Consider the following 16,023-nt stretch of genomic DNA (forward strand, 5'->3'; position numbering starts at 1 on the left):
CTCGTCGACCGTGGAAGAAGGGGAAAGAGGGGAAAGCAGGGGGAGCAGGGGGCGTTCACCGGCCCGGCTGTTCGCTCAGCGCCGCCAGGCACTGCCTGGCCCGTTCCGGCAGGACGTACTCGCCCTCCTTCTCGATGGCGTCGTACAGGGCCTCGACCCGCTCGTAGTGGGCGTCCAGGTTCTGGTCCAGCAGGTGGTAGTCCGACTTGTTGTAGATGCCGAACTGGAGGTCGGTCATCAGGCCGAATGGATCGATGTCCGCGGCGGTGCGGGCGGAGCCGAACACCAGGCGAAGGAAGTCGTCGACGCTCTCGTAGCCGAGCGTGGCGAGGAGGAACTCGATGGACGCCCACTTGCGCCGGACGTGGTGGGCGCGCTCGGCGGGGTCGACGATGAAGTCCAGACCGCTGGTCATGCCCTTCGGGTAGAGCACCTTGTTGAAGCAGCGCAGATCGATGGTGAGGCGGTCCTTCGTCGTCCGGGGCAGTGTGCTGTCCGCGTGCACTCGGTAGTTGTCGAAGACCAGGGCGTCCCCCACCCGGCTGTCGCAGTAGTAGCCGGGCGACGGCGGCCGGTCGGCGTAGGTGACCGCCCAGTACATCGCCATCAGGTAGTCCCGCACCGACGGCAGGTCGATCTCGGACAGCAGCCCTTCCTGGAACAGGTACAGCGCCTTGTCGACGGCGTCCTTCCGCTCCCCCTCAAGGCCGTGCTCCAGCATCTTCGTGTAGACGTACGGGAGGTTCGGCGCCTCCAGGTCCGCCTCCTCGAAGATCACGAACGGCTGGCGGGTCAGCGGTGTCGGGGTCAGCGCGGTGTGGAAGCTGCGGTACTCGGTGGGGAAACCGAGCTGCTTGCGCACCAGCGACGGGATCTGGAGGGCGATCGAGCTGGCCGCGTGCGTGCCGTACGGGCGTTTCTCGGCGGGCACGATGAAGGCGTTGACGACGGCGGTCTCGACCTCGGGGAAGTGCTCGCGGACGAGGTCCTGGTTCAGGTCGTAGAAGCGCTTCGCCGACGGTACGAACAGCACACAGTTCTCGAACATGGTGGACACCGGGAAGTAGCTGCCGATGGAGGCGGCGGCGAAGCTCTCCTGGATCACCGCCTGGCAGCGCAGCTGGCGGGCCAGGTTGTCCGCGAGGTCGTCGTCCAGGTTCATCCGGACGACATGGGTGGGGTGCGACTCGGGCAGGAAGCGGCTGGTGTTCAGCTTCCGCTCGGGCGGCAGCGTCGCCCGGACCGCCGCCGGGTCCGCCTGGTACTTGTCCAGCACCGGGGAGAGCTGTTCGGCGTGCGCCGCCGCCGAGCTGTGCAGGAAGGTGCCGGTCTTCTGGTAGGTGCCGGTGACGGTGGTGTCGTCGTCCACCGTCCCGCCGGTGATCTGGTGTGTGTCGCTCATGACGGGGTGTCCTCCGCTCGGTCCGAAGTGTGGATGCGGTGCACATAGGTACGGACATATGCCTCGTCGACCGGCGGGGAGGGGTAGTCCTCCGCGCCGAAGACGGCGTCTCCCACGGGCAGCGGGGCGAACATGTCCACCAGGCCCTGCGCGGTCAGACCGTCGATCAGGGCGGCGATCCGGGCCAGGGGGCTCGCCGGGTGCCCGGCGGCGAACTCCAGCGCCCGCAGCCGCCACACGTCGAACGGCAGGATCTCCGCCCCGCCCGCGGCTCCACCGGCCAGCTCGAAGAACCGGTCGAAGCCGGGGGCGCCGGAGTTGACGAAGTCGTGGTCCCGGCCGATGCGTGCCGGGTCGCTGATCATCGCCGCGGCGACCGTGCGGCACAGATAGTCGACCGGCAGCACCGCCCTGAGGTCGGTGGCCAGTTCCGGGAAGCCGCCCATGCCGAGGCAGCCGGAGACGAGGTTGTGCAGGAAGTCGCCCCGGTCCAGGCGGAACCGCCCGGTGCGGGTCGACGCCGCCACGTACGGCAGCCGGTAGGTCGACGCCTTGGCGCCCCGCCAGCGGGCGGCGGCCACCATCAGTTCCGCCTGCCACTTGGAGGTCTGGTAGCCGTACTCGGGCGCGTCCTCGGTCACCGGGTGTCCCAGGTAGCGGGGCAGTGTGGCGAACGTCGAGATGAAGTGGAACGCCTTGCCACGACCACGGGCCGCCAGCCGCAGCGCCTCGTGCGTGCCGACCATGTTGGGGCCGACGTACTCGGCCAACGGCCGCATCCAGTCCAGCAGGGCGGCGGAGTGGCAGACGGCGTCCACCTGGTCGGCCAGCGCGTCGAACCGCTCCTCGTCCAGACCGAACAGCGGCCGGGTGAGGTCGCCCACCACCGGGGTCAGCAGCGGGGCGAACTCCGGCTGCCACAGCTCGTAGTCGTCCAGGGCGGTGACCAGGCGCTTCATGGCCTGCTGGGGGTCGTCCGCGCGTACCAGGCAGTGGGCTTCCAGCCCGGCGGCGAGCAGCTCGGACAGCAGATGCGCGCCGACGAACCCGGTGGCGCCGGTGACGAAGACCGCCGACGGGCGGTCCGGCGCCGTGGCGGCGTTGTCGAACCGGAGGTCGGGGTGCAGGAAGCCCTGGCGGGCGGCGGACAGGTCCGGGACCGCGGCACCGGGCGGCTCGGCGGCCGGGGCGGGTCCTGAGGCCGTGTCCAGCCCCACGTCCAGGAGTTTCGCCAGCAGGAAGTCGCTCAGCGCGATCAGGTGGGGGTGGTCGAAGGCGATCCGCGCGGGCAGGGCGAGCCCGGTCAGCCGGGCGAGCTGGTTGCGCATCAGGACCGCGCTCAGCGAGTCGAAGCCGATGTCCCGCAACGGCAGATCGACGCCCACCGCCTCCGGCGAGGTGAAGCCGAGGGTCTTCGCCACCTCCGCGCGGACCGTACGCAGTACCACGGCGGGGTAGTCCTCCGGCGCGGTCTCGCCCAGCAGCTTGCGCAGATCCGTCCCGCCGCCCGGTGCGGAGCCCGGATCGGCGCCCGTGTCGAGCAGCGCCCGGAACAGCGGCGGTACGCCGCCCAGGTCCGCGAAGGAGAGCTGGGCGCGGGACAGGTCCAGGGCCGCCGCCACCGTCAGCGGGAGAGCGCCGCGCGCGGCGCGTTCGAGCAGCTCCAGGCCCTCGTCCGGGGTCAGCGGGTCCAGCCCGAGCCGGCTCAGCCGGGCCTGCTCGGACGCGCCGAGCCCGGCGGCCATGCCCGTGCCCTCCCAGGGGCCGTACGCCACCGATGTGGCCGGGAGGCCCGCGGCGCGGCGCCGGTGCGCGACGGCGTCCATGAAGGCGTTGGCGGCGGCGTAGTTGCCCTGCCCCGCCGTGCCCAGGACACCGGAGACGGACGAGAACATCATGAAGAGGTCCAGGTCCGCGTCCAGGGTCTGCCGGTGGAGCTGCCACAGACCGTCCACCTTGGGCCGCAGCACCGCGTCCAGCCGCTCCGGCGTCAGATCGGTGAGGACCCCGTCGTCCAGCACCCCCGCCGCGTGGACCACACCGCGCAGCGGGCGCTCCTCGCCGAACAGCGCCATCACCCGGGCGACATCGGCGCGGTCCGCCACGTCGCCCTCCACCACGGTGACCTCGGCGCCCAGCGCGGACAGTTCGGCCACCAGGTCCCGCGCGCCGGGACTCTCCGCGCCCTGCCGGGAGACCAGCACCAGGTCGCGTACGCCGTGCGTGCCCGCCAGCCATCCGGCCACCCGGCGTCCGAGGCCGCCGGTGCCGCCGGAGACCAGCACCGCGCCGTCCGGCCGGACGAAGGGCTCTCCGGCCGGGGCCGCCTCCTGCTGGTCCGCCCGCAGCAGCCGGGGCACCAGCACCTCTCCGGCGCGCACGGCGCACTCCGGTTCGGCCTCCAGCATCAGCGCGGCGGGCAGCGCCACCCGGTCCGCCTCCGCCTCGCCGATGTCGACCAGGCGCAGGCTCAGCTCGGGGTGTTCGGCGCGGGCGGTCCGTAGCAGCCCCCACAGCGGGGCGGCGCCCGGCCCGGAGACCTGGTCCCCGGCGCCGGTGCCGACCGCCCGCCGGGTCACCCAGACCAGCGGGGCACGGAACTCCGCGCCGATCGCCTCCTGAAGCAGTTCCAATCCCCGGGCGGTGAACGCGTGCGCCTGGCCGGGCACGTCTGTTGCTGTCTCCGTCTCCGTCTCCGTCTCCGTGCCCGCGTCCGCGTCCGCGTCTGTGCCCGCGTCCGTGTCCCACAGGCAGACCAGGCCGTCCAGGTCGTCGGCGTCCGCCAGGTCCTCGACCCTGATCAGCTGGATGCCGGACCGGGCCAGCAGGGTCTTCACGTCCCGCGCCCACGGCACGTCACCGGCGGGGGTCAGCAGGCCCCAGGAGCCGCCCAGTTCGACGTCCGCGATGTCCGCCGGACGCCAGTCCACGTCGAACCGGAAGCGGTCCACGCCCGGCGCGGCCAGCCGCCGCAGCACCGCCCGGTCCATGCGCCGGGCGTGGAGGCGGTGGAGGTGACCGACGGGGCCGCCGTCGCCGTCGTAGAGGTCGAGCGAGCCCCAGAACTCGCCGTCGGCCTGCTCGAACGCGGCGACCCGGACCCAGACCTCCGCCCGGCCCGTCACCCGTACCGAGAGGCGTTCGGCCTCGAACGGGACGAAGACATCGGTGCTGCCCGGGTTCCGCAGCCGGTGGGTCATCAGCAGCGACTGCATCGCCGAGTCCAGCAGCGCCGGATGCAGGGCGTAGTCGGCGGCGGACGGCTGTTCGCCCTCCGGCAGCGCGACCCGGGCCCACACCGCGCCCTCCGCCCGCCACGCCTCCCGCACGCTCCGGAAGCTCGGCCCGAAGCCGTACCCGGCGGAGTCCAGCTCGCGGTACAGGGCGGACACGTCCAGGGGTTCGGCGCCCGGGGGAGGCAGCGGGCCGGAGACGGGGGCGGTGACCGCCCCGGCGGGGGTGAGCGCGCCCTCGACGGGAGCGGCGGCCGGGTCCGTGGGGGTGACCGCGCCCGAGGCGGAAGCGGCGGCCAGGGCCGCCGGGGTCGGCGTGCCCGAGGGGGGAGCGCCCACCGCGCCCGCCAGGGTGAGCGAGCCCTCTCCGGTGGCGCCGACCGCCCCGGCGGGCGTGAGCGCGCCCTCGCCGGGAGCGCCCACCGGGACCGCCGGAGTCAGCGTGCCCTCGACGTGCAACTGCCAGGGGCCCTCCGCGTCCTCGGACGCGCTGTACACCTTGACCGGGCGGGCGCCACCGGCGGCCGGGGGGCCCACGGTGACCTGGGTGCGGACGGGCGTGCCGGGCTCGATCACCAGCGGCCAGGAGAACACCATGTCCGCCACGTCCCACGCGCCGTCGCCGAGGGCGTCCCCCGCCGACCGGGCGAGTTCGAGGAACGCCGTGCCCGGCAGCAGGACGCTGTCCAGCACCCGGTGTTCCCCCACCCAGCCGGGCCGGTCCGCCGCCAGTACTCCGGTGAACAGGGACAGCCCGGTACCGGCGATCTCCACACCGCCGCCGAGGAGCGGGTGCCCGGTGGGGCGCAGGCCCGTGGCGGCGGCCGGGGAGCGCGGCGGCTCGAACCAGAACCGCTCCCGCTGAAAGGCGTACGTCGGCAGGGGGACCCGGGTGCCGCCGAAGGGCGCGAAGTAGGCGTCCCAGTCGACCGCGACGCCCCGGACGTGCAGGGCGGCCAGGCTCCGCCCGGCGACCGTGGCGCCGTGCTCGCCCGGGGCGCAGGACGGCACGAAGGCCACCGGTTCCCCGTCGGCCAGGAAGGACGCGCCCATGGCGGACAGCACGGGCTGCGGGCCCAGCTCCAGGAAGGTGTCCACGCCCTGGTGGCGCAGCGCGCGCAGCCCGTCGGCGAAGCGGACCGTGTGGCGGACCTGGCGGACCCAGTAGTCGGGCCGCTCCAGTTCGCCGGGCGCGGCGGGCTCGCCGGTGAGGCCGCTGACGACCGGGACGCGCGGCGGATGGAAGCGGACGGTGTCCGCGACCGCCCGGAAGTCGGCGAGCAGGGCGTCCATATGGTGGGAGTGGAAGGCGTGGGACACCGTCAGCCGCTTCACCCCGCGCCCCCGCTCCGCGAAGTGGGCGGCGACCGCCTCCACGGCGTCGGTGTCGCCGGACAGCACGGTCTGCGTGGGTGTGTTGAGCGCGGCGATGTCCAGCCGCCCGCGCAGCCCGAGGGCGTCGAGCGCCGCCTCGGCCTCCTCGCCGCCCGCCTCCAGCGACACCATGGCGCCCCGCGCGGGCAGCGCCCGCATCAGCGCGCCCCGGGCCGCGACCAGCCGGCAGGCGTCGTCCAGGTCGAAGACGCCCGCCACATGGGCGGCGGCGAGTTCACCGATGCTGTGGCCGAGGAGCAGCCGAGGCCGTACGCCCCAGCTCTCCCACAGCCGCCACAGCGCCACCTCCAGGGCGAACAGGGCGGGCTGGGTGAGGTCGGTGCGGTGCAGCAGCGCCGCGTCCGCGCTGTCCGGGTCCGCCCACAGCACGTCCAGCAGCGGCCGGTCGAGACCGGTGAAGCGGGCGGCGACCTCCTCCAGCGCCGTACGGAAGACGGGGTGGACGTCGTACAGGTCCCGGCCCATGCCGGGGAGTTGGCTGCCCTGGCCGGTGAAGAGCAGGGCCAGCCGGGGTTCCCCGGTGGGGTCACCGGTGACCGCCGCGCCCGCGGGCGGCTCCCCGGTGCGCGCGAACGACGCCAACTGGGCCTGGAGTTCCGTCCGGTCCGTGGCGGACAGTACGAGGCGGCGCCGGAAGCGGCTGCGGGTGGTCGCCAGGGAGCGCGCCACGTCGATGAGGGGGTCCCCGGGGTGGGTGTCCAGGTGCAGGCGCAGCTTCTCGGCCTGGCCGCGCAGGGCGGCCTCGTCGTGCCCGGACACCAGGAACGGCAGCGCGGGCGGCAGCACGGGGGACGCGGCTTCCCCGGCGTCCGGCGCTGGCGGTCGCGGGGGTTCCTCGACGATCACATGGGCGTTGGTGCCGCCGATGCCGAACGAGCTGACGCCCGCCCGCCGCGGCACGTCCGTCACCGGCCAGGGGCGCTGCTCCTGGACCAGCGCCATCCCGGCGCCCTTCCAGTCGACGGCGGGCGTGGGCTCGGCGATGTGCAGGGTCCGGGGCAGGGTGGCGTGGCGCAGGGCCAGGACCACCTTCAGCAGACCGGCCAGACCGGCGGCGGCCTGGGTGTGGCCGAGGTTGGACTTGGCCGAACCGACCCACAGCGGCGCCTGCGGCGGGTGGCTGCCGCCGAAGACCTCCGCGAGGGCGGTGCCCTCGATGGGGTCGCCCAGCTTGGTGCCGGTGCCGTGCGCCTCCAGGTAGTCGATGTCGTCCGGCCGCAGCCCGGACGCGGCCAGCGCGGCCCGGACGACCCGCTGCTGGGCGGGACCGCTCGGTGTGGTGAGGCTGGCGCTGTGGCCGTCGTGGTTGACGGCGGTGCCACGCAGCACGGCCAGCACCGGGTCGCCGTCGCGCCGGGCGTCGGACAGCCGCTTGAGGACGACGGTGGCGGACCCCTCGCTCCAGCCGGTGCCGTCGGTGTCGGAGGAGAACGACCGGCAGCGGCCGTCCACCGACATACCGCGCAACCGGCTGAACTCGACGTGCAGTTCGGGGGTCAGCAGCAGACTCACCCCGGCCGACACCGCGAGATCGCACTCGCCCGCCCGCAGCGCGTTGCAGGCCAGATGCGTGGTGACCAGGGACGAGGAGCACGCCGTGTCCACGGTGAGGGCCGGACCCTCAAGACCGAGGATGTACGACACCCGCCCGGACATGGTGCCGCCCATGGACCCCGGGCCCACATAGCCGTCGAGGTCGCTCAGCCCGCCGGACGTGGTGAGGCCGTACTCGCGCCACGCCGAACTCTTGCCGATGCCGATGAACGTCCCGGTCCGGCTGCCACGGAGCTGGTCGAGGGTGTAACCGGCGCGTTCGAACGCCTCCCAGGTGGTCTCCAGCACCATCCGCTGCATGGGGTCCAGCGCACGGGCCTCGCGCGGCGAGATCCCGAAGAAGGGCGCGTCGAACAGGTCGATGGACCGCACGAACCCGCCCCGGCGGCAGTACGAGGTACCGGGCGTCTCCGGATCGGGGTCGTACAGCGCCTCCGCGTCCCAGCGGTCCTTCGGGATGTCGACGATCCCGTCCCCGCCGCGCTCCAGCAGCTCCCAGTACTCCTCCGGCGTGCTGACATCACCGGGCAGCCGGCAGGCCATGCCGATGACGGCGATGGGCTCGTCCCGGTCGGCGCGCGGGGACGCGGGGACCGGCTCGGGACGGGGCGCGGTGTCACCGGCCAGGTAGGCGGCCAGGGTCCGGACGGTGAAGTGCTCGAACAGCTTGGCGGCGGGCAGCGGGCGGCCGACCAGTTCCTCCAGCCGGGTCTGCACCCGGACGACCCGCAGCGAGGTGCCGCCGATCTCGAAGAAGCTCTCGTCCACGCCGATCCGGTCGTGTCCGAGCACATCCGCCCAGATGGCGGTGATGTCCCGCTCCAGTTCGGTGGCGGGCCGGGCGGCGGCGTCGATCTCCCGCACCGGGTCGGGCAGGGCGCTCTCGTCGGTCTTCCCGTTCGGGGTGAGCGGGATCGCGTCCAGTTCCACCACGAACGCGGGGACCATGTACTCCGGCAGCCGCTCGGCCAGCCAGGGGCGCAGCAGACGGTGCAGCGGGGGCCGGTCCGGTGCGCCGACCGCGGGCGTGTTGGCGTGCGGGCCGGTCACGGCGGGCGGGACGCCGAGGTCGGGGCGGACGCCGGGCCGCCAGAACAGGGCGTCGCACCGCCACGGGTCGCCGGAGCGGCTGGGCAGCAGGGCCACTTCCAGGCCCGCCGCACCGGCCGACGCGGTGAGGTCGGCGGGGTCGGTCCAGGCCGGGGGGACCGCCGAGGTGAGCGCGCCCAGGAAGTCCAGCGCCGGGGCGACCCGGCCGCAGACCCCGGCCAGCCGGCCGTTGGGGACGCCGTTCAGCCGCAGCGGGCGGTCGGCGATTGCGTCCAACTCGGCGCCGAGCGCCGCCGGGTCCAGGCCGTCCACCGGCCAGTCCCGCTCCTCCGCCGGGACGGCGGGCGGGGCGTCCTCGCCGATGTGCAGGGTGACGTCGTAGCGGTAGCGCGTCATCTCGTTGACGTAGTGGCCGTCCCGCAGGGTGATGTCGACGCGGCTGATCTGCGGGAACCGGGTCGGCAGCGCGGCGAAGTAGGCGTGCCCGAGCAGGAGTTCGCGCTCCGCGCGTGCCCCGCGCTCGGTCCGGCGGGCCAGTTCCTCGGCGGAGATCCCGCCGCCCTCCCCGGCCGCGCGGAAGTCCGCCACATCGGCGTGGAAGACGTCCAGCAGCGACAGATCGCGCACATCGCCGAGGAACACCCGGCCCCGGGTGACGGCCCGGGTCGCCCACTCCAGCACCGAGGTCAGATAGTCGGCGCCGGGGAAGTACTGGGCCACGGAGTTGATGACCACCGTGTCGTAGGCGCCCTCGGCCACCTCGGGCAGTTCGTGGGCGGCACGCTGTTCGCAGCGCACCTGCGGCAGACCGGCCAGGTGCCGCCGGGTGGTCTCCACGGCGGCGGCCGAGGCGTCCACGGCGTGGTAGGTGCGGCAGTGCGGGGCCAGCCCGAACAGCATCAGACCGCTGCCGGAGCCGATCTCGAAGACGTCCTCGGGCGCGTGGGAGAGGATGCGCCGGACGGAACTCCGCTGCCAGTCGCGCATCTCCCCGTCGGAGAAGGGCAGCCCGTCGTAACTGGTGCGCCAGCCCGCCAGGTTGAATCCGGGATCGTCGGCGCCGGGCCCGGGTCCGGCCTCGTAGGCGCGGTCCCAGGCGGCGGCCCACTCGGCGAGCGCGGTGCCGTGGCCCGCCGGGGACGGGACCGGGTCGGCGGCCGGGGCCGGTTCGCGGACGCAGTAGGCGATCAGCCGGTCGTCCCGGCCGACCACCACGGCACGCCGGACCGCCTCATGGCGGGTGACGGCCGCCTCGACATCGGCCAGTTCCACGCGGTGGCCGCGCAGTTTGATCTGGCGGTCGTCGCGCCCCAGCAGCCGTAGCCTGCCGGGTCCGTCGCTGACGGCCAGGTCGCCGGTCCGGTAGAGGGCGCCGGGGTGGAACGGGTTGTCCGGGAAGCGGTGCCCGGTCCGCGCGGGGTCGCCGCGATAGCCGCGGGCCACTCCCGCGCCGCCGACGCACAGCTCCCCGGGGAAGCCGGGCGGTACCGGCGCCAGGTCCGCGCCGAGCACATAGACCTGGGTGCCGTCGATGGGCGTGCCGATGAGGACGCCGTCCTCCTCGGAGCGCGCCGCCACCTCCCAGGCCGTCGACCACACGGTCGTCTCGGTGGGGCCGTACATGTTCCACACCGAGCCCTCGCCGACGGCGGCGAGCAGCCGGTCCGCCAGGTCGCGGGGGAGCGCCTCGCCCCCGCACAGCACCTTCGTCAGCGTGGGCGTGCCCCGCCAGCCGCCGTCCAGCAGCAGCCGCCAGGTGGAGGGCGTGCCCTGCATCAGGGTGATCCGATGCCGCTCCATCAACTCCCGTAGCGCCCTGGCGTCCACGGTCTCCCCGGACCGGGCGACCACCGTGGTCGCCCCGCAGACCAGCGGCAGGAACAGCTCCAGCACGGAGATGTCGAACGACACGGTGGTGATCGCCAGCAGCCGGTCGGCGGCGGTGCAGCCGGGCCGTCCGCGCATCGCGGTCAGGAAGGCGCCCACCGCCCCGTGGGTGATCTCGACGCCCTTGGGCCGCCCCGTCGAACCCGAGGTGTACAGGACGTACGCCAGGTCCCCGGGGTCCGTGTCGACGGCGAGGTCCCCGTCGGCGTCCGTCCCGTCGCCCAAGTGGACGCTCACACAGCGGCTCTCCCAGACGGCGAGGACGGGCGGCACCTCGGCGGACGTGATCACCAGGACGGGATCGGCGTCCTCGATCATGTGGTGCACACGTTCCGCGGGGAACCCGGGGTCGACGGGCACATAGGCCGCACCGGTCTTCAGGACCGCCAGCAGCGCCACGACCAGCTCGGTCGAGCGGCCCAGCGCCACGCCCACCAGGTCCCCGCGGCCCACGCCCCGGCCGACCAGCGCGTGCGCGAGCCGGTTGGCGCGGGCGTTCAGCTCGGCGTACGGGGTGCCGGTGTCCCCGCAGATCACGGCGGTGGCGTCGGCGTGCTCGCGGACGGTCGCCTCGAAGAGCCGGTGCAGGCCCGGTACGGGGACGCCCGCCGGGTCGGTGTGGTGCTGTCCGACGAGGGCCGCGCGTTCGGGCGCGGTGAGGAGGTCGACGGCGGCGGGGAGCCGCTCGGCGGCGGTGCGGAGCCGGCCGCACCAGGCGGCGAACTGGTCGGCGAGCCGGGCCACGTCGGGGGCCGCCAGACGGGCGGGGTCGGGGTGGAAGGTGACGCGGGCGTCCCGCGTGCCGCTGGCCGGTTCGATGTGGAGTGCGAGGCGTGGACCGTGGGCGTCCTGTGCGCCGGTGGCGCCGCGGGGACGGTCGCCTCCCGTGTCGCGAGGACGGTCGCCTCCCGTGTCGCCGGGGCGGTCGTCTCCCGTGTCGCGGGGGCCCCAGGAGATCAGGACGTCCGGGGTGAGCGCGCCCCGGTTCCAGCGCTCCCGCAGCGCCTCGTCCCGGCCGACGGCGTCCCGGCGTATCCAGCCCCGGTCCTGGCCGCGGGTGAACTCCTCGCGCACCGCCCGCAGGTTCTCGGCGACCGTCGCCCCGGCGTCGATCCGGCACGGCAGCGGCAGCCACGCGGCGAACAGGTCCCGGTGCGCGGGGTCGACGCCCTCCCGGGGGGCCGCCATCGCGAGGTGGACCTCCTCCCGGCCGCTCGCCCGGCCCAGGAAGAGGCCCAGTGCTCCGGCCAGGTACGCGGCGGTGTCACGGTCGGTCGCGGGCCCGGGGACGGGGCAGCGCACGGTGACCGGGGCCGCCGGGGACCCATGGCCGGGCTGCGGATGCGGCAGGCGGTAGGGGTGGTCACCGGCCTCGATCAGCTGGGCCCGCCAGCGGGCGGCGGACTTGGAGGCGTCGGTGCCGGCCCGGGTGAGCCGGGCGGCGGCGTCCTCGCCGGGGACGGCCAGGACCGTGCCGGGGCGGATGCCGTGCGTTGCCGCGAGCGCGTCGGCGGAGCGCTCCTCGCCCTCCAGGGTGCACAGCCGGGTCAGCGCGACGGTTCCGGCGCCGGTGGCCACGCGGAGGCCCGAGGCGGCGTCGCAGGCGAGGACCGTGCCGGGCGCGGCGGGGTCTTCGGCGGTGGTGGCGTCTGCGGCCTGGGGAACGGCTTCCCGGACGGCGTAGAAGTGCCCGCCCAGGTCGACCTTGGGCCACACCAGCGGGCTGGCGAACGGGCCGTGGTCGGTGGCCCGGACCAGGGCGGCGACGCGCTCGGCCGGTGCGTGCCAGTCGATGAGTCCCTCGGCGGGGAACTGGGTGTGCCGGGAGAAGTAGCGGCGGGTCGCGGGGTCCTGCGGGGTCGCGGTCTCGCGGCCCTCCGCGATCTGGTCGATCAGCGCGCCCACACTGGCGACGGCCGCCTCGTCGCACCTCAGGCCCAGCGACAGCGCCGTGTCCTCCGGTTCGATCGCCACCGGCACGCGCCCCAGCACCGCGCCGCCGTCCACCACCGTGTCCATGCGGTGCCAGGTGATGCCGTACTCCCGTGCCCCGTCCGCGATGGCCCAGGACGGGGTGTGCAGCCCGGAGTACTGGGGCAGCGGACCGTAGTGGTAGTTGACGGCGGCCCGGCGCGCGCAGGCCAGCAGGGCGTCGGGCACCACCGCGTAGTTCCCGGCGCTCAGCAGGAGATCGCAGGAGAGCCGGGGGGCGAGGGCCACGGCCTCGGCGAGTCCATGGTGCGCCACGCCCGCCTTCACCGCCCAGGACCGGGCGGTGGCGTCAGCGGTCACCACGGCGACGACCCGGTGCCCTTTCGCCAACAGCGCCTCGGCACAACGGGCGAGGACGCTCCCCCCACCGATCAGGACACAATTCATCGAAGTCATTGCCGTGCCTCCCCGTGATGGATCACCTGGTCGGTGAAAGTCCGGTCGAATCCGGGTGCGGCGAGGATCGGCTCGCGTTCCGTGTCCGACACCGGTTGTCGCTGGTGCGCATCTCGAAGTCCACCGGCCGACCGTTCACTTCCCGGCGGAACTCGGGAACTCGAAAGGTCTGTTGGCGACGCAGACACTACCTGCGGCTACTCGGCGGGGCGGTGTCACATGAATGGACGACAGATGGCCGCGGAGGCGGTGAAGGAGACCGGCTGAGCGGGGAAGTCACCGAATTCCGGCATTGGTGTTCGTGCCGAATCCGGGGTGCGCCGGGAGGAAATTGCTTTACACCCGCCGGCACAATGCGATCATCCGTTCGTGAACGGCGGACGGCCGGTCACGGACGACCGGTGACGGATGTGGACGACGTGTGAGGGACGCCGGGGCGGCGGCGGGATCACGCCAGGCGGCATGGACGTCCGCCCGTCGTTCCCGGCGGCGGAAGGGGGGCGAGGCGCGGGCTACTTGACGCGGTCGAGGAAGTCGAGGATCTGCCGGGTGGCCCGGGTCGCGGCCTCCTCGTCGTACGTCGCCAGGCTGCCGTCGGTGAACAGATGCCGGTCTCCGGGGTAGAGGAACAGCTCGGCTTCCGCCGCCGACGCGACCAGCTCACGGGCCGCCTCCAGGTCGCCCTCCTCGGTGAAGAAGGGATCGGCGTCCATGCCGTGGACCTGGACGGGCACGTCCCCGGGCCAGGAGTCGCCGTACTCCGAGACCGGCATACACGCCTCCAGCAGGAGCGCGCCCTTCGCGCCGGGGCGGGTCTGGGCCAGCTTCTGGGCGGGCAGCACGCCGAGCGAGAAGCCGAGGTAGACCAGTTCGGCGGGCAACTCCCCGGCGGCGGCCGTGCCGCGCTCGACGAGCGTGTCGAAGCCGATGCCCTCGGCGTAGTCGACGCCCTCCTCCAGGGTGGCGAACTCCTGGCCCTCGAACAGGTCCGGGACATGGACGGTGTGCCCGGCCCGGCGCAGCTGCCCGGCGAAGTCACGGACGCCGGCGGTCAGCCCGTGCCCGTGGTGGAAGACCAGTACCTCGGCCATGTCGTGCGCTCCTCGTACTCTGCGTGCTCTGCGTGCTCTGCGTGCTCTGGGTGTCGCGGTGCCCCGGTGGCACCGCGGCACCAGTATGGTTCGCGGCCCCCGGCTCCGTGGGCCGCGGACCGGCCCGATCAGATGGCCGAATACCGGGCGGCGCCCCGCCGCCCGGCGCCGGTGGGCGGGTCTCACACAGTGATCTCGGGGACGGCCGGGCCGAGGTGGTGCAGGTCGGTGCGGTCCGCGTGCGGGTCGAGCAGGGCCCGCAGCTCCGTCGCCGCCGACTTGAGCAGATGTCCGTCGCGCGGCTCCTGCACGGTCTCCAGGATGAAGGCGACGCGGGTGGAGTCCTCGGTGACCCGGGTGCGGTGGGCGTCACGGTGGTTCCAGCAGCGGGTCAGGACGCCCCCGGCGTCGGTGTAGACGACCTCGCCGGGCTTGGGGTGCTCGACGGTGTCCGGCTCGCCGAGCGGGGTGAACTCCTCGTCGCCGGTGGCGTACCGGATGGCGATGTCCCCCTCGACCTGGTCCAGGTCGAAGGCGCCTGCGGGCAGTCCGTGCCGGACGGAGACGCTGTTGTAGGAGTCCACGGCCGGGTTGATGCGCGGCAGATCGCCCTTCTTCGCCATCCGGCGGCCGAGCGCGTCGACACTGGGCCGCAGCCGGCGCGGGTTGGTGCCGAAGGCGCGGTACGCGGTGTGCCATGCCTCGATCCGGGGATCGCTCTCGTCGGCCGGGCTCCAGGTGCCGTCGGCGAGCTGTCCTTCCAGGTCCGCCAGGGCGCGGGCGGTGTCGGGCCAGGGCCCCTGGCCGCGCAGTCCGGTGGCGACGACCAGGGCGATCATTGTGCCGGGGAAGGCGTCGGCGACGGTGGGGGCGATACGGAAGACAGTCATGGGAGCGGCGTTCCTCGGGGCAGTGGCGGGCGTCGGGGGCGGGCCCGGTTCGGCCGTGCCCCGGTCGAGCATCATGGCAGGTATGCATGTACTGGGAGTCCAGGACGTCCTCGCGGCCATCGATACCGAACTCGCCGACTGGCGCAGGCTCGCCCAGCCGCTCGTGGCCCGGTTCCGGGGCGCGGACGCCGTCACCGGCGCCGGATTCGTGGCGGCCGTGACCCGGGAGGCAGCCGCCGCCCGCTACGAGATCCCCGACATCCGGCTGGGCCCCGGATACGTCGACGTGACCCTTTACACCGTGCACCCGGACGGCGGGCGGCGGCGGGTGACGGACAGGGAGCTGGAGCGGGCCCGCGCCATCAGCGCGCTCGCGGTGCGGCACGGGCTGCGGGCCGTGCCCGACGAGGTCACCCAGCTCGAACTGGTCCTCGACGCGCCCTCGGTGGCGGTCTCGGGACCCTTCTGGGCGGCGCTCCTCACCGGCGATCCCGCCAACGCGCCCGTGTCCGACACGGTGTTCGACCCGACGAACCGGGTGCCCAGCACCTGGTTCCAGCACACCGAGGTCCGCCCCGTTCCCCCGCAGCGCTGGCACCTCGACCTCTGGCTGGCGCCGGAGGCGGCCCCCGGCCGGATCGCCGCCGCGCTCGCCGCCGGGGGCACGGTGTACGACGACAGCCACGCCCCGGCGTTCACCGTCCTCGCCGACCCCGACGGCAACCGGGTCTGTGTGTGCACGGCCCTCGGCCGCATTTAGGGAACCTGGCCGAAGGCCGACCACGGCCGAAGGCGGGCCCCGGGGAAAGGTCCCCGGCAAAGCGCCCCGGCAAAGCTCCCTGTCAAAGGTCCCCGGTAAAGGGGACAGGAACCGAATGGCGCAGGTCTATAGCATCGCTCGGGACAGGGAAGCGCTGCGGGGTATTCGCGGTCATTGTCGCCGCGAATGCGTAAGGGACTGGCTGAGGCGAGAAGTTGACGAGCTGACGGACGGTTACTGTTCGCCGTGACGGCGGACGTCGACAGCGCATGGGTGGAACTCCGTGGAACTCCGCCGAGTTTCCGCCAGGTGTATCACCATGTCCGACGCTCCGCATTCTCGGCGTGAATGCCGACAGCGGTGCGAGGTATCC

General features: G+C 73.9%; 5 protein-coding genes. 1 reads left to right on the forward strand and 4 read right to left on the reverse strand.

Features of this window, described 5'->3' with window-relative positions; translation table 11 throughout:
• Window positions 1–55: 55 nt before the first annotated feature.
• The 4 genes from AB0D49_RS04050 to AB0D49_RS04065 form a co-directional block, all read right to left on the reverse strand.
• The gene (locus AB0D49_RS04050) at window positions 56–1,402 is read right to left on the reverse strand and encodes a hypothetical protein (protein WP_362750273.1); all 1,347 of its coding nucleotides are present in this window, start codon (window positions 1,400–1,402) and stop codon (window positions 56–58) included.
• Entirely contained in the window at window positions 1,399–12,909 is an 11,511-nt protein-coding gene (locus AB0D49_RS04055; RefSeq protein ID WP_362750276.1) for an amino acid adenylation domain-containing protein, read from the reverse strand. The genes AB0D49_RS04050 and AB0D49_RS04055 overlap by 4 nt, the downstream gene beginning before the upstream one ends.
• A gap of 512 nt (window positions 12,910–13,421) precedes the next feature.
• Entirely contained in the window at window positions 13,422–14,000 is a 579-nt protein-coding gene (locus tag AB0D49_RS04060) for a dienelactone hydrolase family protein (protein WP_362750278.1), read from the reverse strand.
• A gap of 182 nt (window positions 14,001–14,182) precedes the next feature.
• The gene (locus AB0D49_RS04065; RefSeq protein WP_362750281.1) at window positions 14,183–14,890 is read right to left on the reverse strand and encodes a phenylalanine--tRNA ligase beta subunit-related protein; all 708 of its coding nucleotides are present in this window, start codon (window positions 14,888–14,890) and stop codon (window positions 14,183–14,185) included.
• Between the two features lie 82 nt (window positions 14,891–14,972).
• Here AB0D49_RS04065 and AB0D49_RS04070 point away from each other — a divergent pair, with 82 nt between their 5' ends.
• Window positions 14,973–15,650, forward strand: coding sequence for a VOC family protein (locus tag AB0D49_RS04070; protein ID WP_362750284.1), 678 nt, complete (start codon window positions 14,973–14,975; stop codon window positions 15,648–15,650).
• The last annotated feature ends 373 nt before the right edge of the window (window positions 15,651–16,023 follow it).

Source organism: Streptomyces sp. NPDC048290 (genome assembly GCF_040652095.1).
GTDB lineage: Bacteria > Actinomycetota > Actinomycetes > Streptomycetales > Streptomycetaceae > Streptomyces.